The following is a 20,429-nucleotide window of genomic DNA, read 5'->3' as shown; positions in this document are numbered from 1 at the left end:
CGCGTGAGCGTCAATGAACTGTCCGGTGTCCACATCTGGGACGGTAACGCGCATCGCGGCGTCGGAACGGTGGGCTGGAGCGCGGGCCGGATCTCCTCCGTCGACATCACCGCGTCCGCCGGCGACGCGGACCTGACGGTGATCCCCGGTCTGATCGACACGCACGTCCACCTCATCGGCAACGCCTCCGACATCCCGGCCGACTTCCTGTCGTGGCCGCTGACGACGCGCCCCGAGGAGCAGGTGCTCCACGGCCTCGCCCACGCCCGGCGCGCGCTCGCCGTGGGCGTGACGACGGTGCGCGATCTGGCGGCGGACGACATTCAGTTCTCGCTTGCTCGCGCCCTCGAGGCGGGCGTGATCGAGGGTCCTCGCGTGCTCGCGCACGGCCTGGTCAACATGACCGGAGGCCACGGCGACCTCTTCACCCCGCCCGCGGTGGTCGACCGCAAGCCGGTGGCCGACGGTCCCGACGCCTGCCGAGCCCTCGTGCGCCGCTGGGCGCGCTCGGGCGCCGACGGCATCAAGGTCCCCGTCAGCGGCGGGGTGCTCTCCATCGGTGACAAGGCGTCGTGGCGCAACTACACGGATGCCGAGATCGCGGCGATCGTCGACGAGGCGCACGCGCTGGGGATGCGCGTCGCGGCGCACGCCCACACCGAGGACGGCATCCGGCGCGCCCTCGCCCACGGCGTGGACTCGGTCGAGCACGCGACGAAGCTCACCGCCCACCTGGCGGCCCAGATGGTCGAAAGCGGCACGACGGTCGCACCGACGCTTCTCATCAATGACCGCATCGCCGACGGATCGGTGCCGGTGGCCCCCGGTCAGCGCGAGATCGCGCGGGAGCTCGTCTCCGGTCGCGACCCCGTCTTCCGCGCCGCCGCGGCGGCCGGGGTGGAGTTCGTCCTCGGCACCGACGCGAACGGTTTCCACGTGGGCTTCGATGACCAGTGGGAGGAGCTGCGCGCGATGGCGCGGGTCTTCGACTGGGATGCCGCTCGCGCGCTGCAGGCGGCGACCTCGCGCGCGGCCGCGGCGATCGGCCGTGCCCACGATCTCGGTCGCGTCGCGGACGGCTTCGCCGCCGACCTCGTGGTGGTCCGCGGGCGCCCCTGGGAAGACCCGAAGGCGCTCCGCGCCGAGTCGGTCGTCGCCGTCGTGGCGCGCGGCCGGCTGGTGGCGGGCTCTCTCCCCGAATAGGGGCTCACCCCGCGGGTGACGAGAAGCCCTGTCCGCCCCGAAGGACCTTCGCGAGCGGCCGTCCCTTCGCGAGTTCGTCGACGAGCTTGTCGAGCACGCGGATGCGGTGCATCAGCGGATCCTCGATCTCCTCGACCCGGATGCCGCAGACCACGCCCGTGACCAGGTTCGCGTGCGGGGTGAGCGTCGCCTCGTCGAAGAACGCGCGGAAGCTCGTCGTGCCCTCGATGTGCCGCGCGAGGGCGGCGTCGTCGAACCCGGTGAGCCATCGGATGACGGCGTCCAGTTCGTCCTTCGTTCGTCCCTTGTGCTCGACCTTCGCCAGGTAGAGGGGGTAGACCGACGAGAACGCCATGTCGAAGACGCGGGACATGGGTCCACCGTACGACGTGACGTTCCCGTCCCCCGGTTGGGTGACGAGACGGCTGGGACGTGGTGTTCAGACGGCGAGACGCTCCGGAGCGCCGGTGCGGCTTCGGAGCGCCTCGCGAGGGTCATTTGGTCAGAAGATGAAGTGGTTCGTGGTCCAGGTGGACCGGGTGGAGAAGCCCTTCAGCTTTTGCCCGGCGGGCAGGGAGAGGGAGATTGGGGTGCTCTGGTTGGTCGTGGTGTTGTCACCGAGCTGGCCGTTGCTGTTGTCTCCCCATGCGCGGCCGGTGCCGTCGGAAAGGATCGCGTAGCCGCTGTTGTAGCCGGCGCCGATGGTGACCGCGTTGCTGATGCCCGAGACGGACACCGGGGTGGTGCGGTTGGTCGTGGTGCCATCGCCCAGCTGGCCCGAGTCGTTCAAGCCCCATGAGCGGATCTCCCCGGAGGCCAGCAGGGCGTATGCCGCGCCGCCTCCCGTGACGAGCTTCTTCGCCGTGGAGATGCCGGTCACCGGTCGAGGGATTTTCTGGCTCGGGACGGAGACGGAACCGGGACGCGAGAAGTCGTTCTCCGTTCCGTTCCCCAGTGCACCGCTGCCGTTGGATCCCCACGCGTAGATCTCTCCGGTGGCAAGTCGGACGAGAGCGGTGTTCGAGGTCGCGGCTACCTCGACCGCGTCGGTGATGCCGGAGACCGGTCCCGGGGTCGCGCGATACTGGTCGGTGGAGCCGTCGCCGAGCAGCCACGAGTCGTTCGAGCCCCAGGCGGAGACGGTGCCGTTCGAGCGAACCGCGTAGAACGTTGCGCCCGCCGCCGCGACCTGAACCGCGTCGCTGATGCCGCTGACGGGAGTCGCGAGGAGGAGATCGTTCCCCGACCTGTTGAGGTCGGCTCCCCACTGCAGCACGGCGCCGGACGCCAGCAGTGCCACCGCGGTGCGGCCGGCTACGGCGATGCCGACGACGTTCGTGATCGCGTTCTTCTTGCCGTCTCTCACGAAGGCCCACCCGCTGCGGTCGGTGGTCGTGCCGTCGCCGAGCTGCCCGCTGTAGTTCGAGCCGACTGCCCGGACTGTTCCGTCTGCGGAGAGCGCGGCCGAGAACGCTTCGCCCCCGGCTATGGCGGTGATGGGGGACGGGAAGACTCGCGACAGTTGCCACGGTGCGCCGACGATGGCGCTGGAGGTCTCTGTTCCGGTGCGGCCGGCCTGGTTGTCGCCGACGGCGAAGGCATTGGCACCGAGCACGGTGAGTGCTTTGGTGCCCGTGAAGCCGCCGCTCGTGGCCGTGACGGTGAGGGTACTCCCCGGGGTGGCGAACGGGTCGGTCGACATGAGCGTGGTCGACACGGATCCGTTGGCGGCGGTCGTCGCGCTCGCGGGGGTGAAGGTGGCGTTGCGGGCCGCGAAGGACACGGTCTGGCCGGCGAGCGCCGAGCCGGCGGCGCTTGTCAAGACCCTCGCCGACAGGGCGACGCTTCCGGCGGCGCGGACAAGAGTATTGCCCGGGGGGAAGTAGACGAAACGGTCGCCCACGATGAAGTAGATCGTGCCGCTCTCGGAGAACGTGTTGTTGGCGAGAACCGTGACGTTCTGCGTTCCGGTGATCGGGGTGGGGGTGGCGCCGGAGGCGCCGGGGCCGGCGCCCCATGCGGTGATGGTGCCGTCGGAGAGGAGGGCGTAGCCGCCTGAGGAGACGGCGGTGATGGTGGTGGCGGTGTTGATGCCGATGACGGTGGAGGGGGTGTTGCGTTGGGTGGTGGTGCCGTCGCCGAGTTCTCCGTATTTGTTCCAGCCCCAGCAGCGGATGGTGCCGTCGGCGAGGAGGGCGTAGATGCTCGCTTGTGCGCCGGCGACCTTCACGGCGTTGGTGATGCCGGTGACCGTGACGGGGGTGCTGCTATCGGTGGTGGTGCCGTTGCCGAGTTGTCCGTTGCCGTTGAATCCCCAGGAGCGGATGGTGCCATCGGACAAGATGGCATACGCGCTCATCGAGGCGGAAGCGATCTCGACGGCGTTGGCGATGCCAGTGACGGTGACGGGGGTGCTGCTGCTGGAGGTGGTGCCGTTGCCCAGGCGCCCGCCACGGCCATAGCCCCAGGAGCGGATCGACCCGTCGGCAAGAAGGGCGAGTCCTTCGGCGAGCCGGATGGCGGTGGTGATGCCGGTCACCGTCACCGGGGTGCTGGAGTAAGCGACGCTGGAGCCGTTGCCGAGCTGGCTGTTCAGGTTGGAGCCCCACGAGCGGATGGTCCCGTCGGAGAGCAGGGCGTGCGCGGCACCGAACTGGGTCGCGATCTGGATGACGTTGGACAACCCCGGGACTCTGGCCCACGTGGTCCGATCAGTGGTGGTCCCATCACCCATCTGACCCTGGCTGTTCGTGCCGACAGCCCAGACGGTGCCGTCTTTGAGCAGCGCGAGGGTGAACGGCGCGTGATAGCCGAAGAAGTCTTCGTCGCTGACGCTGGTCGCGATGGAGACGATCGGCGAGGGGAACGCTTGCTGGAGCTGGACAGGGCTGCTGGTGCTGCTGCCGGCCGGTGCCGCGTGGGAGTCGTTATCGCCCAGCGAGTAGGCGTTGGCGGCGAGGACGGTGAGGGGTGCGCTGCCCGAGACGCCGTTGCTGAGCGCGGTGACGGTGACGCTGCTACCGGGCAGTGCCCACGCGTCCGAGGTCGTGAGCGTGCTGGTGGCGGTGCCCGATCCGTCGGTGGTGGCCGTCGCGGGGGAGAAGGTCGTACCCGAGGGCCCGGTGAACGACACCGGCTGGCCCGAAAGGGGGGCGCCGGAGGCGTCCTTGACCACGGCCGTGACGACGACCTGGCCGGCGGCGGGAGTCTGCATGCTCGGCGTGGTCGTCGTGACGGTGGGGACGTTCGAGGCGGCGGCGAACGCGGGGGTCGCGGTGACGGCGACGATCACGGGGACCGACCACGCGGCCCCGGCGAGGACGGTGCGGCGTGAGAGTGCGGGGGCGGACGGGGCGTTCGGATTCAAGGTGGGCACGGATGCGATCATGGCGATGGACACCTCGGGTGCGGTCAGAGGGCGAGAAGGAGCGAGGTTCATCAAGACCCTGCTCACTGGACTGTCTAGCCGAGCGGGAACGCCGCCCCGGTTCTGCCTTGGGCGAGGTGAAGCGGCCCGGAATGACCCGCGGACCGTGCCAGCGGGTCGGCTATGCGTCCATGGAGAGCCTCGATAAGGAGCCCCTTGTCTCCGCATTCGAGGAGGACAGCGTGATCGGTGCGCTGTGCGTGCGGCGTCCCGGCAGGCGGGTCGGGTGACGATACGGGCGCGACGCGCATCACGGCTGCCGTGAGGCAGGCTTCACCTTCGCCTTTCGTGCGTGCGGTTTTCACCCGCGACCACCGACACGGATGCCACTGCTCCTCGAGGAGGACCTGTCGGGGTGCACGTGGTCAGACGCGCACCCCGACAGAGCGGGGGAGGGCGGTCAGGGGACGGTGATGAAGATCGAGCTCGCCCACTGCACGCTGGTAGAGAAGCCCTTCAGCGGGCGACCCTGGGGCAGGAGCGGTATCGGGGCGGATTGGCTCGTCGTTGTGCCGTCTCCGAGCTGTCCGAGCTCATTGTTTCCCCACGCGCGCGACGTGCCGTCGGCGAGGATCGCGTATCCGCAGTAGTAGCCGGCGCCGATCGTGACGGCATTCGTGATGCCGGAGACGGGGACGGGCGTTCTGCGGATGTCGGTGGTGCCGTCACCCACTTCACCGGAGGAATTTTCCCCCCATGCGACGATCTGTCCCGTGGAGAGCAGGGCATACCCCGTCGAGGGGCCTGCCGCGATGCGGATGGCGTTGTCGATGCCCGTGACCGGACCGGGTGTCATCTGCATGGGGACTCCGACCGAGCCCTCCGTGTATTCGTTCGCGGTGCCGTTTCCGAGGGTGCCGTCGCCATCGTTGGAGCCCCAGGAGTAAACCTCCCCGGTCGACAGGCGCGCGAACACGGTATGCGATGCGGCCTGGACCTCGACGACGTTCGACAGGTTGGGAATGGCCTCGGGGGAGGAGCGGTACACCACGGGCCACCCGACACCGAACTCCAGGGTCTCGTTGTACCCCCAGGCCAAGACCGTTCCGTCAGGGCGGAGCGCGAAGAACGCCGTGCTCGAGGCGGCGATCTGGATGGCATCGGTGATGCCGTCGACCGGGGTTGGCGTCGTCACGAACGAGTCGTTGTCCTGCGGGTCGAGGCTCCTGCCCCATTGCACCACGGTTCCCGAGGAGAGCAGAGCGATGCAGGTGCTACCGGCGACGGCGATACCGACAGCGTCCTCCATGTCGTCGACGGGCGTCCACAGACCATCGATCTTGCTGTTGGAACCATTGCCGCGTTGCCCGTAGGAGTTGTCTCCACAGACCAGCACTTGTCCACGGGCGTTCAGCGCGACGGAGAAGAACCTTCCATTCGCAGCCGCAGTGAGTGGCGACCAGAAGTTCGTCTCGAGCTGGGTAGGCACGGAGAGAACGGAGGCCGAGGACTCGGTTCCCGACTCCCGGAAGTTGTTGGTGCCGACGGCGTAGGCATTCGCTCCATTGATGTAGGCGGTCGCCGTGGCGCTCGCGCCCGCACTGCGTGCCGTGAAGTCAGCCCTCGCGCCGGGAGTGGTCCAGGGGTCGGGAACGGATAGAACGAAGCTCGCCCAGCCGAACCTGCTGACGGTCGTGTTCGCGGAGATGACGGAACCGTCCGGGGCGATGACTCCGACGGACAGCACGCTGGGGGCCGTCAGCGTGACCATCTGCCCGCCGGTCAGCGGCTCGCCCGCGGTGTTCTCCAGGCGCATGAAGGCTTCGCCCGATCTACCGGCGTCGATGACCGTACTGCGCAGGTCGATGACCCGCTCGCCGACGATGAGGAAGCCCGTGAACGTGTATCCGTTGGCGGCCAGCGTGGTCACGTTCTGCGTTCCGGTGATCGTGCCGGGACCTGAGTCGGGGATGCCCGGGGCACCTCCCCACGCCGTGATGGTCCCGTCATTCAGGAGCGCGAAGCCGCCGTCCGACGTGCCCGTGATGGCAATGGCGGTGGAGATTCCCTTCACGGCAACGGGAGCGGTGCGTTCTTCGGTGGTGCCGTCGCCGAGTTGTCCGGAGCCGTTGATGCCCCAGGCGCGTATCGTGCCGTCGCTCAGCAACGCGTACGCGCTCGACCCCGCGCACGCGATGTCGACGGCGGTGCTGATGTCGAGGACGCTGACGGGCTCTTCGCGAAGCTCGGTGGTGCCATCGCCGAGCTCGCGGTTCTGGTTCGCGCCCCACGCCCTGACGCTCCCGTCGGCGAGCACGGCGAAGCCGCACTTCGCGTTCGCGGCGACGCGTACCGCTGTGTCGATCCCGGTGACGGCGACCGGGACATTGTGGTCCACGCCGGAGCCGTTGCCGAGACGTCCCGCGTAGCCGGAGCCCCAGGTGCGGATGGTGCCGTCGGCGAGGAGGGCGATTCCGTTGCCCAGGCGGGTGGCGGTGGAGATGTCGGACACGGCGACCGGGGTGGTCGAGAAACTCACGTCTGTGCCGTTGCCGAGGCTTCCGTGCGCGTTCGATCCCCAGGAGCGGATGGTGCCGTCGGAGAGGAGCGCGTACCCCGTGCCCTCCGCGGTGGAGATCTGCTTCACGTCGGAGAGCCCGGGGATGGGTGCCCAGGTAGCGCGGTCGATGGTGGTGCCGTCTCCGAGCTGCCCCTCCGCATTGCTGCCGACGGCCCATACCGTGCCATCGCGCAGGAGCGCGAGCGTGAACACTCTCGGGACGTTGTAGGTGTCGCTGCCGGGAAAGAGCGGCCTTTCGCCGGCGGCGAGGCTGGAGGCGATGGCGACGATGGGTGACGGGAACTCCTGTCGAAGCTGCGCCACGGAGTTGTCGTCGCGCGTCCCCGGCGTCGCATCCGACCAGTTCGCGCCCACCGAGTAGGCGTTCGCGCCGAGCACGGTCAACGGCGCGGTGCCGGACGCGCCGTTGCTGAGCGCGGTGACGGTCACGCTGCTCCCAGGCAGGGCCCAGGCATCGGCAGTGGTGAGGGTGCTCGTCGCGGTACCAGAGCCGTCGGTGGTGGCGGTGTCGGGCGAGAAGGTCGCGCCCGCGGGTCCGGAAAAGGCTACGGACTGGCCCGCGAGGGGCTGGCCCGAGGTGTTCGTGACGACGGCCGTGACCACGACGGTCCCGGAAGCCGGCGCCTGCATATTAGGGGTGGTGACGGTCGTGTTCGCGTCAGACGAGGTGGCGGCGAAGGCCGGCGTCGCGGTGACGGTGACGATCGCGGGCACGGCCCAGGCCGCACCGGCGAGCACGTGGCGGCGCGACAGCGTGGGGGTTGTCGGGGCGGGCGCGGGCGTCGAAGAGGGTGCGGTCATGGCGATGTGTACCCCGAGTTTCGTGACGCGGGCGGATGTGAAGCGGCGGCGCGGTGGCATCCGCGTGCGCGTCCATTCCATCCGATCGGTGCACATGTTTGCATGCGTTCGGTACTGAGGTGAAAACGACACCGAGGAGAAGGTTGAGGCCCGTATCCTGACGTCCCGCCGCCTCCCGGGCGACTTGGTCGGGAAGCGAGGTGGATCTTCCGAACCGCCGCGATCGCTCAGACGACGGCGAGTGCGGATGTCCGAGGCGCAGTCAGTGCGACTCGACGACGCAGACGGCGCTCATGCCCGGCGCCAGCGCCTCGAACACGTGGCGAGCATCACCCGCGTACGACAGATAATCACCCGGGGCGAGCTCGAAGGGGGCGTCGGCGGGACCGACCCGCCCGCGACCGCTCACCATCACGAGGTGCTCGACGGTGCCGCGCGGGTGTGGGTCAGAGATGCGCGGCGAGCCCGGCTCGGCGCTCAGCAGATATATGTCGCGTCGCGCGTGCGGCGGACTCGCCGACAGGAGGACGGCCAGATAATCGGATGCCGAGGACGGCACCGCCGTGGCCGCTTCTCCGGCGCGGATGAGGGTGGGGGAGCGGACCCCCTCGTCGACGAAGACGGCGAAGGGGACGTCGAGCGCGCTGGCGAGTGCCCAGAGCGTCTCGACGCTGGGATTCCCGCCGCCGTTTTCGAGCTGGGAGATCGTCGCTTTCGCGACCCCGGCGCGCCGGCCGAGCTCTGAGACGCTGAGGTCGCGTCTCTCGCGCTCGCGGCGGAGCGTCGTTGCGATGCGGTCGCCGAGCTCGGTCATGCGTTCATTATGCGCGGCGATCGTTCGACTTGACGAACGCGGCGCACGTCGTTCACGATGATGACCATGCGTTCGCTTTCCCGAACACCCGAGGGTGTCGCTGCCCGCCAGGGGCTCGCGGTCGCCCTCGCCACGAGCGCGTACGGCATTTCGTTCGGCGCTCTCTCCGTGGCATCCGGCCTCGATGTCTGGCAGACCTGCGTGCTGAGCCTGCTGATGTTCACGGGTGGGTCGCAATTCGCGTTCGTCGGCGTGATCGCCGCCGGAGGACTTGCCGCGGCTCCCGCTGCCATTGCCTCGGCGGTGCTGCTGGGCGTTCGAAATGCGGCCTACGCGATGCGCATGGCGCCGGTCGTGGCGGGGGGATTCTGGCGCAAAGCCGGGGCGACCCAATTCACCATCGATGAATCCGTCGCCGTCGGCCTGGCGCAAAGCGAGCCGCGCGCGCGTCAAGCCGGCTTCTGGGTTACCGGGGTGGCGATCTGGATCGGCTGGAACCTCTCGACGCTGCTCGGTGCCCTCCTCGGAGACGTCCTGGGCGACCCGCGGGCGTACGGTCTGGATGCGGCGGCGGCAGCGGCCTTCCTCGCCCTGCTGTGGCCGCGACTCAAGGGTCGACAGCCCCTTGCGGTCGCGGCTGGCGCGGCCGTCGTCGCGGCCCTTCTCACCCCGGCGCTCATGCCCGGGATCCCGGTCATCGCCGCCGCGGGGGTGGCTATCGCCGTGGGGCTACTCGACCGGTCGCCCCAAGTGACACCCGACGAGGGGCGGATGCCGTGACTCTGTGGACGGCCGTTCTCGCGGCATCCGTCGTCTGCCTCGCACTGAAGGCGACCGGATATCTGGTGCCCGCGCACTGGCTGGATGCGCCGCGCCCCGCGCGCATCGCCGACTTGCTGACCGTCGCGCTCCTGGCGGCCTTGGTCGTCGTGCAGACGCTCGGCGCGGGTCAGGCGGTCGTTGTCGACGCGCGCCTGCCGGCCGTCGGCGTCGCGGCGGTGCTGTTGTGGGTGCGCGCGCCATTTCTCGTCGTTGTCGTGGGCGCCGCCGTGACGGCGGCGTTGCTGCGCGTCTGCGGCTGGGCGTCCTGACGACCCGCGGGCGCATCGACGGTGCGCCGTGCCCCGAGTGCGTGAGGGGTGCGGTGGGGCGGTAACGCCGAGCCGGACAGTGCGCGGCAGGTGCCACGAGCGAGAGGCGGATGCCGCAGCATCCGCCCCTCGTCTGTCTCCTCTGCAGACCCGGTGACCGTGGAGTGGCGCTGGCGCCTGAGAAGGAAGCGCCAGCGGACGAGTCGGGCGGGGCAGGCGTGGCTGTCGCCGTCTAGCGCTTCCGGCGGCAGTGGAAACTCCTGCCGTTCGGAATCTTCGACGGCACCAGACGTGCTGACACCGCGCGCCTCGTGACTTACTTCACGAGGCGCGGCGCGGGAAGACCGCGAACGACGCGTGGTTCGACGGCGAGATCTGCGCGATGACACCCGCGATCGAGGTCATGGCGACCGGCGTCGCTGAGTCGGATTGCGTTCCGTCGCCGAGCTGGCCGTCGCCGTTAGCGCCCCATGACATCACCGTTCCGGCCGACGTTAGTGCGTATCCGCTTGCGACGCTGGCGGAGATGTCGACGATGTCAGTGAGGCCGGTGACCTTCTGGGGTATAGAGGACATCGTCAAGGTGGTGTCCGAAACGCCGGTTCCGAGTCGACCGTGGGCGTTGGACCCCAGCGACCGTACCTCGCCGCCGGTCGTCCGGATGAAGACCGTGTCGACCGCGCAGGCGATCTGCGCCGCTTTGTCCGTCAGCCCGTTGACCTTCAGCGGCTCACCGAAGAAGCCGGCGGGGGTGACGGAACTGTCGACTCCGAGCTGCCCCTGGGAGTTGTCACCCCAGCCCCATACCTCCCCGTTGTCGAGGATCACGTGGGCCGAAGAGGTCGAGGCCGCCAGGTGGACGATATTCGTGAGGTTCTGCACCTGCCGCGGTGTCGACCGGTAGTCATCGCTCCACCCCGCCCCCATCTGTCGAACGTCGTTACGTCCCCAGGCGTAGGCCGTTCCACCGATGCGCGCGTAGGCGGTGGCGCTTCCGGCGGCGATCTGGTCGACGTCGTTCAGCCCAGCGATCTGTGTCGGGGTGTCGAAGACGGAGGTGTTCGACACCTGATCCGACCCGATCTGGCCGTAGTCATTCCGGCCCCACGCGTATACATTCCGATGGTCATCGAGGGCCAGAGCCCAATCCTTCCCGGCTGCGATCTGCTCGATGCCTTCCACGCCCGACACCCGGGCCCACGTGGTCCTCGCCGTCCGCTGTCCCGAGCCGTCCCCGAGCTGCCCGGCGTCGTTGGCGCCTGCTGACCACACGGTCCCGTCGCTGAGCAGGACGAGGGTGAAGTCTTGGCCGGCGGCGATCTGGACGATGGGCATCGGAAAAACTCGGGGGAGTTGGGCGGGCGTCGATGGCCAGTTCCCCTCCTGCCCACTGCCGAATTGGCCGCGATAGTTGGCGCCCACGGCGTAGGCGTTGCTGCCCCGCACGTTCAGGAGTCGGCTCGCACGGGCGAAACTTGATTTCGCCTCCGCACGCACCACCGTTCCGGGGGCGGTCCAGGGGTCCTCGGCCACGACGTTCGCGAAGGCGGAGTCGTCGGACGTGCTGACGCCGTAAATGGTCAGTGCCGGCGCGGTGAAAGCGATACCCTTCGCGGAGACCGGGGCACCCGTGGGGGAGGCTACCTTCACATTCAGCCACGTCTCGTCGCCGGCCGTCAGGTACTGCGGGTCCGTGAAGTCGAACTGCACGCGGCGGTCCTCGGTGAGCAGGTACGACGCGGTGCCGGTGCTCGACGAGGCCCCGAGCCGTGCGACGTTCTGCGTGCCTGCCGTCGTGACGGGGGTCGTACGGTCGGCCGTCGACCCGTCGCCGAGAACGCCCGCTCCGTTGCCTCCCCAGGAGCGGATCTCGCCATTCGACAGCAGCGCACGCGCGCTCTCCCCGTTCGCGGCGATCTCGACCACGTTCTGCAGGCCGGTGACCTGAACGGGCGTGCTCTGGTTGATCGTCGTTCCGTCGCCCAGTTGCCCCACGTTGTTGCGACCCCAGGCCCACACGGTGCCGTCGGACCGCAGGGCGTAGATGCTCTGGTGTCCGGCGGCGATGCGTGTCACCCCGCTGATAACTGCGAAGGTCGACTCCGTCGACCAGTTGATAGCGTCGTCTTCTCGTTCTCCGAAACCCGAGCCTCTCTGGCCCTTGTCGTCGCTTCCCCACACGAGCACCTTGCCGTCATCGGTGAGGGCGTACCCGGTCTTGTCCCCTGCCGCGACCTGCACGAAGCCCGAGTGATTCCGGAGAGTGAAGTCTCCGCGCTGACCGTGGTCGTTGCTGCCGGCCGTTGAGATCTGCCCTCCGCGGTCGAGCATGATCAGGAAGGCGTCTCCCGCCGCGATCGCCGCCACGTTTCTCGCGACGAGCACCGGCTGGAGCTGGTCGGTCGTATTGCCGAGGTTGAGCTGGCCGGCTTCGTTCGCCCCCCAGGCGTACACGTCTCCGTTCGCCAGAAGCACGTATGCCGACTGGCGCCCCGCGGCGATCTGCACCACCGCCGTGTCGTCCGATTTTCCCCACCACGGCCGCTGCGACGGGTCGTCGTCCTGGTTACCGCCGAGCTGTACCCACTCCGACTGATCCCTCGTGTCGCCGAGACCGAGCTGCCCCCGGTCGTTGGCCCCGATGACCGAGATGACGTTGACTTCAGCGCTCCATGCGAGTGTGAAGTCGGCGCCCGAGACGACGGATTCGAGGGTGCCGTAGAACGCCCGCGCAAGCTGTGCGGCAGTCGCCCCGTAGGCGTCGGTCGACCCGGTGCCGAGGTGCCCCTTTGTGTTGTCTCCCACGCCGTAGGCGTTCGCCCCGGCGATCGGCGCACCGACCCCGATGGTGCGGGTGTCGCCCTTGTCGGTCACTTGCGCGGTCTCCGAGGTGCCTGTCCCGGGTCGCTCCCACGCCGACGTCGATGTCACGGTCGCCCGTGCGAATCCATCGCTGTCGGTCAGGGTCGACGTCGGGGAGATGGTCACGTTCGCCGACGAAGAGAACGTGACAAGGCTCCCGACCTTCGGGGAGTAGTTCGCATCCCTCACCCACACCTCAACCGGCGCAGACCCTCCGGCTTCGAGGCGGCCGACGTTCATGTTGAGACTGTCGATCGGCGCGCCATCCGACGCCGCCGCGGCCGCGGGGACCGCGGTCGCCGTGACGATGGCGGGAACGGCCCAGGCGCTGCCCGCGATGAGCGTGCGGCGCGAGACGCTCCGCGCGGCCTGCGTGGGCGCGTCGGGTGAGGGAGAAGACGGCGTGGGCGAGAGAGAACTCATCAGGGTCCTTAGGTCATGGCGACAGCGATGGCATCAGCGTGCCGCTCTCCCGCGGGTTCCCGGACGGGGTCGGGAGGCAGGAAGGGGCGGGGTGAGCATGTATTGGCGACGTTTTTGCGACATCGACGCGTGCTCCTCCGAGGCGGATTCACCCACGAGAACCGAGGCGGCCCCGGCGGTTTCACCCGCAGCACGTCGTTCACATCGACGACGACAGGGAGTTCGGCGCGGGTTGTTCTGCCGAGCAGGTCGACGCGGGCTCCCCGTCATCGTGCTCCGTGGCGGCAGGGGGCGACCGTGCTCACAGCCGCGCCATCGGCGGCGGCCGTAGGATCGGGCTCGTGAAGTACGGCATTCTCCGCGTCGTCGGCTGGATTGTCGCGGCGGCGATCGGCGCCTTTTACGGCGCGGCCGGCACGGTGACGCAGGCGTTCCTCCTCGGCCCGGTCCCCGTGGGCCTGCTGCTCGCGACGGTCGGCAGCGCCGCCCTGCTCATCGCGCTGCGCACTCTCACGGGAGACCGCGTGAACGCCCTGGCCGGCGGCCTCGGCATCACACTCGCGACCTACGTGTTCTCGCAAGTCGGCCCCGGCGGATCGGCGATCGTGGCCGCCCCGACCGCGGGGACCGAGTGGGTTCCGCTCGTCTGGACCGTCGTGGGTCCCGCGCTCATGGTGCTCGTGGCGCTCTGGCCCGACTTTTCGAAGCTGCCCGCCCCGGCTCGTGCCAGCGGATCATAGGTCCGCGGCTCGGCGGAAGGGCCGTGCGCCGCAGCGCGATTAGACTGGGCGCGTGACTTACGTGATCGCCCTCCCGTGTGTCGATGTCAAAGACCGCGCCTGCATCGACGAGTGTCCGGTCGACTGCATCTATGAAGGCGAACGGTCGCTCTACATCCACCCCGACGAATGCGTCGACTGCGGTGCGTGCGAGCCGGTCTGCCCCGTCGAGGCGATCTACTACGAAGACGACCTGCCCGAGGAGTGGTCCGACTACTACAAGGCCAACGTCGAGTTCTTCGACGACATCGGATCTCCCGGTGGCGCGGCCAAGGTCGGCGTGATCGCCAAGGATCACCCGGTCGTGTCGTCGCTGCCCCCGCAGAGCCACTGAGCCGTGGGCGTCGCCGACCTCGCCGACTACCCCTGGGACGCGGTCGCCCCCTACGCGGAGCGTGCGCGACGGCATCCTGACGGGATCGTCGACCTGTCGATCGGTTCACCCGTCGATCCGACGCCCACCGTCATCGCCGATGCCCTCGCCGATGCGACCGACGCGCACGCGTACCCGCAGACCGCGGGGACGCCCGCGCTGCGCGAGGCCATCGCGGAGTGGTACCACCGCCGGCGCGGGGTTCCCGCACTGAATGCCTCGCACGTGCTCCCGACCGTGGGGTCGAAGGAGCTCGTGGCCCTGCTGCCGCTGCTGCTCGACCTCGGGCCGGGCGATGCGGTCGTGCATCCGCGCGCCGCCTACCCCACGTACGAGGTCGGCGCCCGTCTCGTCGGCGCCGAGGCCGTGGCATCCGATGATCCGCAGGAATGGCCGGAGAACACCCGGCTCGTCTGGATCAACTCACCGGGAAACCCCGATGGGCGCGTGCTCTCCGCCTCCGAGCTCCGGGATGCCGTACTTCGGGCGCGCGAACTCGGAGCCGTCCTCGCCTCCGACGAGTGCTACGCCGAGCTGGGCTGGGAGGCGCCGTGGGACGCGCAGCGCGTGCCCAGCGTGCTCGCCCCCGACGTCGTGGGCGATGACCTCACCGGGGTGCTGTCGGTGTACTCGCTCAGCAAGCAGTCGAACCTCGCGGGGTACCGCGCGGCGTTCCTCGCCGGCGACCCCGCGCTCGTCGCGCGCCTGCTGACCGGCCGCAAGCACCTGGGCCTCATGCCCCCCGCGCCCGTGCAGCGCGCGATGACCGTCGCCCTGGGCGACGACGCCCACGTCGAGGAGCAGCGCGAGCGCTACGCCCGACGTCGGGCAGTGCTCAAGCCCGCCGTCGAGGCGGCCGGGTTCACGATCGACCACAGCGAGGGCGGGTTGTACCTCTGGGCGACCGAGGGTCGCGACGCGTGGGAGAGCGTCGGGCGTCTTGCCGACCTCGGCATCCTCGTGGGGCCGGGGCATTTCTACGGCACGCACTTCCCGAACCACGTGCGGTTCTCGTTGACGGCGACGGACGAGCGGATCGCCGCGGCGGCGGAACGCCTGGCGGGCTGAGCGAGCCGGAGGTCCGTGAGCGGCGAGGGCGGTGACTCGTCCACGCGCGCTGCGGGCCGACCCGCCCGGGCTGCGTCATTGTGGTGAACGGCATACGGTGCACTGATCAGGAGGATCCCTCCATTCGATGGGGGCATCCTTTGGTGGTGTCATCTGTACGTCGGCGTGCCTACTAGGCTGTAAAAGCACTGTGTCCGGGTACCTTCCGTGCGCGTGCCGACCCGGAAGCCATACCCGTGGCATCCACCGGTCGAGAAGACCGCGGGTGCCGCCGCTCCCGCGATCGACCACATGGGCGACCAGAAATCGCAAGGAGGCGCGGTGAGCGACGCGGGCACGCAGCAGGACAAGGCCACTCTGACGGTAGGGGGCTCCACCGCCGAATTCCCGGTCCTGCGAGGCACCGACGGCGTCCCGAGCATCGACATCGCGTCGCTGACGAAGCAGACGGGGCACACCACCCTCGACTACGGCTTCGTCAACACCGCGTCGACGAAGTCGGACATCACCTTCATCGACGGCGACCAGGGGATCCTGCGCTACCGCGGGTACCCGATCGAGCAGCTGGCGAAGAACAGCACGTACCTCGAGGTCGCCTGGCTGTTGATTTACGGCGAGCTGCCCTCGGCATCCGAGCTGGCGTCGTTCGACGAGCGCATCCGCCGGCACACGCTGCTGCACGAAGACCTCAAGCGCTTCTTCTCGGCGCTGCCGCCGACCGCGCACCCCATGTCGGTGCTGTCGGCGGCGACGGCGGCGCTCTCGACCTACTACGAGGCCGAGTCCGACCCGCACAACCCCGAGCACGTCGAGCTCAACACCGTGCGCATGCTCGCCAAGCTCCCGGTGATCGCGGCCTACGCGCACAAGAAGAGCATCGGCCAGGCGTTCCTGTACCCCGACAACTCGCTCGGTTTCGTCGACAACTTCCTCAAGCTCAACTTCGGCGTGCTGAGCGAGATCTACCAGGTCAACCCCGTCATGACGAAGGCGCTCGACCTTCTGCTCATGCTGCACGCCGACCACGAGCAGAACGCCTCGACCTCGACGGTGCGCTTGGTCGGCTCGACCGGGGCGAACCAGTTCGCGTCGATCTCCGCCGGCATCCAGGCCCTCTCCGGCCCGCTGCACGGCGGCGCGAACGAGGCCGTGCTGCAGATGCTCGGCCGCATCCGCGATTCCGGCGAGAGCGTCGAGCGCTTCGTCGAGCGGGTGAAGAACAAAGAAGAGGGCGTCAAGCTCATGGGCTTCGGCCACCGGGTCTACAAGAACTACGACCCGCGCGCCAAGCTCGTCAAGGAAGCCGCCGACGAGGTCCTCGAGGCCCTGGGCGTCAGCGACCCGCTCCTCGACCTTGCGAAGGAGCTCGAGCAGATCGCGCTGCAGGACGACTACTTCAAGGAGCGTCGCCTGTACCCGAACGTCGACTTCTACACCGGCGTCATCTACAAGGCGATGGGCTTCCCGACCCGCATGTTCACCGTGCTGTTCGCCATCGGGCGCCTGCCGGGCTGGCTCGCGCAGTGGCGTGAGGCCATCACCGACCCGCAGACGAAGATCGGCCGCCCGCAGCAGCTGTACACGGGTGCCGCGGAGCGCAACTACCCCGGCGTCTGACCGGCATGTGGAACGCCCCGTCCCTCTCGCGAGGGGCGGGGCGTTCTGCGTTGCTGTTCGGCGGGGCGATAAACGTCCGCTGCACCGAGGAACGCACTTCGCGAGCGTTTCCGAGTGCAGCGGGCGTTTGTCGCGCGCGATTGGGGTCAGGCGTGAAGCGCCTCGTTCAGGGTGACACCGACACCGGCGCGGGCCGACGCCTCGACGGCGCCGGTGAGGGAGTTGCGGCGGAACAGAATGCCGTCGCGGCCCGACAGCTCGCCGGCCTTGACCGTCTGGTCGCCGACGCGCACCTTCGTTCCGGCCGTGACGTAGAGGCCGGCCTCGACGACGCAGTCGTCGCCGAGCGAGATACCGATTCCCGCGTTCGCGCCGAGGAGCGTGCGCGCCCCGATCGAGACGCGGTGCGTTCCTCCGCCCGAGAGGGTGCCCATGATCGAGGCGCCGCCGCCGATGTCGGTGCCGTCGCCGATCACGACGCCCTGCGAGACGCGGCCTTCGATCATCGACGAGCCGAGCGTGCCGGCGTTGAAGTTGACGAAGCCCTCGTGCATGACGGTCGTGCCGGGGGAGAGGTGCGCGCCGAGCCGCACGCGCGAGGCGTCGGCGATGCGGACGCCCGCGGGCAGGACGTAGTCGGTGAGGCGCGGGAACTTGTCGAGCCCCTGGAGCTGGATGCCGTACCGCTTGAGCTGCGGGAGGGTGCGCGCCGCGGTCTCGGGATGCATCGGGCCGGCGGTGGTCCACGCGACGTTGGGAAGGTGCCCGAAGATGCCGTCGAGGTTGATTTCGTTGGGGCGCACGAGCAGGTGCGACAGCGCGTGCAGACGGAGGTACGCGTCAGCGGTCGAGGCGGGGGCGGCATCGACGTCGATGGTGAGGGCGACCGCCTCGACGACGACATCGCGTCGCTCGTCCGCCCCGGCCGAGGGCTCCAACGCCGCGACGGCGGCATCCAGGTCACCGGGGTCGCCGAGGACGGGGTCCGGGAACCAGGCGTCGAGCACCGTCCCGTCGGTGGTCCGTGTCGAGAGGCCGGCAGCGCTGATGCGTCGTTCGTTGCTCACAGGCCCAGGCTACCGGCGGGACCGCGTGTGAAATGATCGGGGCATGGCCGCGCTCGATCTGACCTCCTCCTCCGTCGCCCTCACGCGGGCCATCTGCGACATCCACAGCGAGTCGGGCGACGAGACCACGCTGGCCGATGCGATCGAGGCCGCGGTCTCCGCCCACGACCACCTCGACGTCGTTCGTGACGGCGACACGATCGTCGCCCGCACGACCCTGGGTCGTGAGCGCCGGGTGGTCATCGCCGGGCACATCGACACCGTTCCCATCAACCAGAACCTGCCCGTCGAAGACCGCGAGATCGAGGGAGAGGCCTACCTCTGGGGACGCGGCACGGTAGACATGAAGGCCGGGGTCGCGGTGCAGCTCAAGCTGGCGGCCGAACTCACCGAGCCCGGGGTCGACATCACCTGGATGTGGTACGACCACGAAGAGGTCGACTCTTCGCTCAACGGCCTCGGCCGGCTGTCCCGCAATCGTCCCGACCTCTTCGCGGGCGACTTCGCGATCCTCGGCGAGCCCAGCAACGGCGAGGTCGAGGGCGGATGCAACGGCACGCTGCGCGCGCTCGTCCGTACCGACGGCGTGCGGGCCCACAGTGCCCGGTCGTGGATCGGCGAGAACGCCATTCACAAGGCGGCGCCCATCCTCGCCCGGCTCGCCGAGTACCGCGCCCGCGAGATCGAGGTCGAGGGTCTCGTCTACCGCGAGGGGCTGAATGCGGTCCGCATCACGGGAGGCGTCGCGGGCAACGTCATCCCCGACGCCTGCGAGGTCGAGGTCAACTACCGCTTCGCCCCCAGCCGCGACGCGGCCGCCGCGTCGCGCGTCGTCCACGACGTGTTCACCGGCTTCGAGGTCGAGATCGTCGACATCGCCGAGGGGGCGCGACCCGGTCTCGACGCCGAACTCGCGAAGGAGTTCGTGGAAGCCGTGGGTGCCACGCCGAAGCCCAAGTACGGCTGGACCGACGTGGCGCGGTTCTCGGCCCTCGGCATCCCGGCCGTCAACTACGGCCCCGGCGACCCGCACCTCGCGCACCACGATGAGGAGCGCGTGCCGGTCGCGCAGATCGATTCCGTCGAGCGGGGTCTGCGCGCCTGGCTGAGCGGGTCGTGACCGCCGCGGCCACGATCTCCGCTCCCGTGCGCGCATGGGAGCGTCTGCCCGTCGCCGCACGCATCGCGCTGATCTACGTCGCGGCGCGGCTGGTGACCACCGGCTTCTTCCTCCTCGCCTCGGCCCTGTCGGGCCCCGGCTCGCGGTACGGCGTCGCGCCGTCGCTCGGCGACCTGGCCCTCGGGTGGGATGCGCAGTGGTACTGGTTCGCGGCGGTGTCGGGGTATCCCGAGCATCTGCCGATCACCACGACCGGCCACGTGGCGGAGAACGCCTGGGCGTTCATGCCGCTGTACGCCTTCCTCTCCGCCGGGTTGGGCTCGCTCCTCGGGTCGTGGGGCGCGGGAGCCGTCGCGATCTCGCTGGCGGCGGGCTACGGCGCGAGCGTCATGCTGTACGCGCTCCTGCGCGAACGGATCGGCGGATCCGCGGCGATGTGGGCCGTCGTGTTCTTCGCGAGCGGCCCGCTCGCCGCTCTGTTCCAGGTCGGCTACGCGGAGGCGCTCTTCCTCTTCCTCCTCTTCCTGGCGCTGTGGTGCGTCCAGCGGCGACGGTGGGGGTGGCTCTACGTGCTCGTGCCCGTCATGGGCTTCACGCGCCCCGGCGCGCTGGCCTTCGCGCTCTTCCTCGGGCTCTACGGCATCCATCGCTTCCTGCGTCGTCGCCGCGAGCCGCTCCGGGTGTCGGAGATCGCGCACATCGTCGCGCTGGGCGTGCTCTCGAGCGCGGTGGGGTTCGCCTGGCAGGCGATCGCGGCGATGGTGACCGGGCAATCGAGCGCCTACCTCGCAACCGAGCTGGCCTGGCGGCGCAACTGGATCGCCGACGCCAGTGGCGCATTCGTGCCCGTCGAGGGCTGGGTGCAGGGGGCGCAGTTCTGGTTCACGCAGTGGGGGCTCGGGCCGCTCGCGGGCGTGATCGCCCTCGTGCTGCTCGTCGGCGGCGTCACCGTCGCGCTCGTGATGCTGCCGCAGGTGCGTGCGCTCGGGATCGAGGTGCGCCTCTGGTCGGCGAGCTATCTGATTTACCTGCTGCTGGTGTTCTTCCCGCAATCGAGCATCTTCCGCCTCCTGGTCCCGGTGTCGCCGCTGTGGGGGGCACTCGCGATCCCGCGCTCTCGCGCGTGGCGCCTCGGCGTGCTCGCCCTCGCCCTGCTCGGTCAGTGGTGGTGGATCTACAACATGTACGCGCTGGGGAACGCCTTTTGGCAGATCCCCTGAACGCGGTTCCGCGCCGGCGCAGATGACGGGCGGGGACGGCGAT

15 protein-coding genes are annotated in these 20,429 nt (G+C 69.4%); 9 read left to right on the top strand and 6 right to left on the bottom strand.

Annotated elements, in window-relative coordinates; all coding sequences use genetic code 11:
* Window positions 1–3: 3 nt before the first annotated feature.
* On the top strand, window positions 4–1,203 hold the full coding sequence (locus ACFZA2_RS12300) for an amidohydrolase family protein (RefSeq protein WP_391405047.1): 1,200 nt from the start codon (window positions 4–6) through the stop codon (window positions 1,201–1,203).
* Window positions 1,204–1,207: 4 nt separating this feature from the next.
* Here the strand turns inward: ACFZA2_RS12300 and ACFZA2_RS12295 are convergent, their stop codons facing one another.
* From ACFZA2_RS12295 to ACFZA2_RS12280, 4 genes are all read right to left on the bottom strand, one after another.
* Window positions 1,208–1,576 (bottom strand): DUF2200 domain-containing protein, encoded by a 369-nt coding sequence (locus tag ACFZA2_RS12295; protein ID WP_391405044.1) that lies wholly within the window; start codon window positions 1,574–1,576, stop codon window positions 1,208–1,210.
* Window positions 1,577–1,705: 129 nt separating this feature from the next.
* Window positions 1,706–4,579, bottom strand: coding sequence for an Ig-like domain-containing protein (locus tag ACFZA2_RS12290; protein ID WP_391405042.1), 2,874 nt, complete (start codon window positions 4,577–4,579; stop codon window positions 1,706–1,708).
* A 451-nt stretch (window positions 4,580–5,030) separates the two neighbouring features.
* On the bottom strand, window positions 5,031–7,952 hold the full coding sequence (locus tag ACFZA2_RS12285; protein WP_391405039.1) for an Ig-like domain-containing protein: 2,922 nt from the start codon (window positions 7,950–7,952) through the stop codon (window positions 5,031–5,033).
* A gap of 262 nt (window positions 7,953–8,214) precedes the next feature.
* Window positions 8,215–8,766, bottom strand: coding sequence for a helix-turn-helix domain-containing protein (locus tag ACFZA2_RS12280; RefSeq protein WP_391405035.1), 552 nt, complete (start codon window positions 8,764–8,766; stop codon window positions 8,215–8,217).
* Window positions 8,767–8,832: 66 nt separating this feature from the next.
* Here ACFZA2_RS12280 and ACFZA2_RS12275 point away from each other — a divergent pair, with 66 nt between their 5' ends.
* A complete protein-coding gene (locus ACFZA2_RS12275; protein ID WP_391405032.1) occupies window positions 8,833–9,546 on the top strand; it encodes an AzlC family ABC transporter permease in 714 nt (237 codons plus the stop codon).
* The gene (locus ACFZA2_RS12270) at window positions 9,543–9,857 is read left to right on the top strand and encodes an AzlD domain-containing protein (RefSeq protein ID WP_391405029.1); all 315 of its coding nucleotides are present in this window, start codon (window positions 9,543–9,545) and stop codon (window positions 9,855–9,857) included. Before ACFZA2_RS12275 ends, ACFZA2_RS12270 begins: the two co-directional genes overlap by 4 nt.
* Window positions 9,858–10,178: 321 nt before the next feature.
* Here ACFZA2_RS12270 and ACFZA2_RS12265 read toward each other — a convergent pair whose 3' ends face one another.
* On the bottom strand, window positions 10,179–13,142 hold the full coding sequence (locus tag ACFZA2_RS12265; protein WP_391405026.1) for a hypothetical protein: 2,964 nt from the start codon (window positions 13,140–13,142) through the stop codon (window positions 10,179–10,181).
* A 341-nt stretch (window positions 13,143–13,483) separates the two neighbouring features.
* Here ACFZA2_RS12265 and ACFZA2_RS12260 point away from each other — a divergent pair, with 341 nt between their 5' ends.
* The 4 genes from ACFZA2_RS12260 (at window position 13,484) to ACFZA2_RS12245 (ending at window position 16,979) form a co-directional block, all read left to right on the top strand.
* Entirely contained in the window at window positions 13,484–13,882 is a 399-nt protein-coding gene (locus ACFZA2_RS12260; protein WP_391405023.1) for a histidinol dehydrogenase, read from the top strand.
* A 52-nt stretch (window positions 13,883–13,934) separates the two neighbouring features.
* Window positions 13,935–14,255 (top strand): ferredoxin, encoded by a 321-nt coding sequence (gene fdxA, locus ACFZA2_RS12255; protein WP_076676249.1) that lies wholly within the window; start codon window positions 13,935–13,937, stop codon window positions 14,253–14,255.
* A 3-nt stretch (window positions 14,256–14,258) separates the two neighbouring features.
* Window positions 14,259–15,362: a succinyldiaminopimelate transaminase gene (gene dapC / locus ACFZA2_RS12250; protein WP_391405020.1), complete on the top strand. Its 1,104-nt coding sequence runs from the start codon at window positions 14,259–14,261 to the stop codon at window positions 15,360–15,362.
* A gap of 291 nt (window positions 15,363–15,653) precedes the next feature.
* Entirely contained in the window at window positions 15,654–16,979 is a 1,326-nt protein-coding gene (locus ACFZA2_RS12245; protein ID WP_391405316.1) for a citrate synthase, read from the top strand.
* 146 nt (window positions 16,980–17,125) lie between these two features.
* On the opposite strand, the gene dapD is transcribed toward ACFZA2_RS12245, so the two are convergent.
* Window positions 17,126–18,046 carry a 2,3,4,5-tetrahydropyridine-2,6-dicarboxylate N-succinyltransferase gene (gene dapD / locus ACFZA2_RS12240; RefSeq protein ID WP_391405017.1) on the bottom strand — a complete coding sequence of 307 codons (921 nt, stop codon included), beginning with the start codon at window positions 18,044–18,046 and terminating at the stop codon, window positions 17,126–17,128.
* 43 nt (window positions 18,047–18,089) lie between these two features.
* Between dapD and dapE the strand changes: the two genes are divergently transcribed.
* Both dapE and ACFZA2_RS12230 read left to right on the top strand, forming a co-directional pair.
* On the top strand, window positions 18,090–19,166 hold the full coding sequence (gene dapE / locus ACFZA2_RS12235; protein ID WP_391405014.1) for a succinyl-diaminopimelate desuccinylase: 1,077 nt from the start codon (window positions 18,090–18,092) through the stop codon (window positions 19,164–19,166).
* Window positions 19,163–20,386 carry a hypothetical protein gene (locus ACFZA2_RS12230; RefSeq protein WP_391405011.1) on the top strand — a complete coding sequence of 408 codons (1,224 nt, stop codon included), beginning with the start codon at window positions 19,163–19,165 and terminating at the stop codon, window positions 20,384–20,386. Before dapE ends, ACFZA2_RS12230 begins: the two co-directional genes overlap by 4 nt.
* Window positions 20,387–20,429 lie beyond the last annotated feature (43 nt).

Source organism: Microbacterium sp. NPDC007973 (genome assembly GCF_042958465.1).
Taxonomy (GTDB): domain Bacteria; phylum Actinomycetota; class Actinomycetes; order Actinomycetales; family Microbacteriaceae; genus Microbacterium; species Microbacterium galbum.
This window is presented reverse-complemented; position numbering and strand designations above follow the sequence as displayed.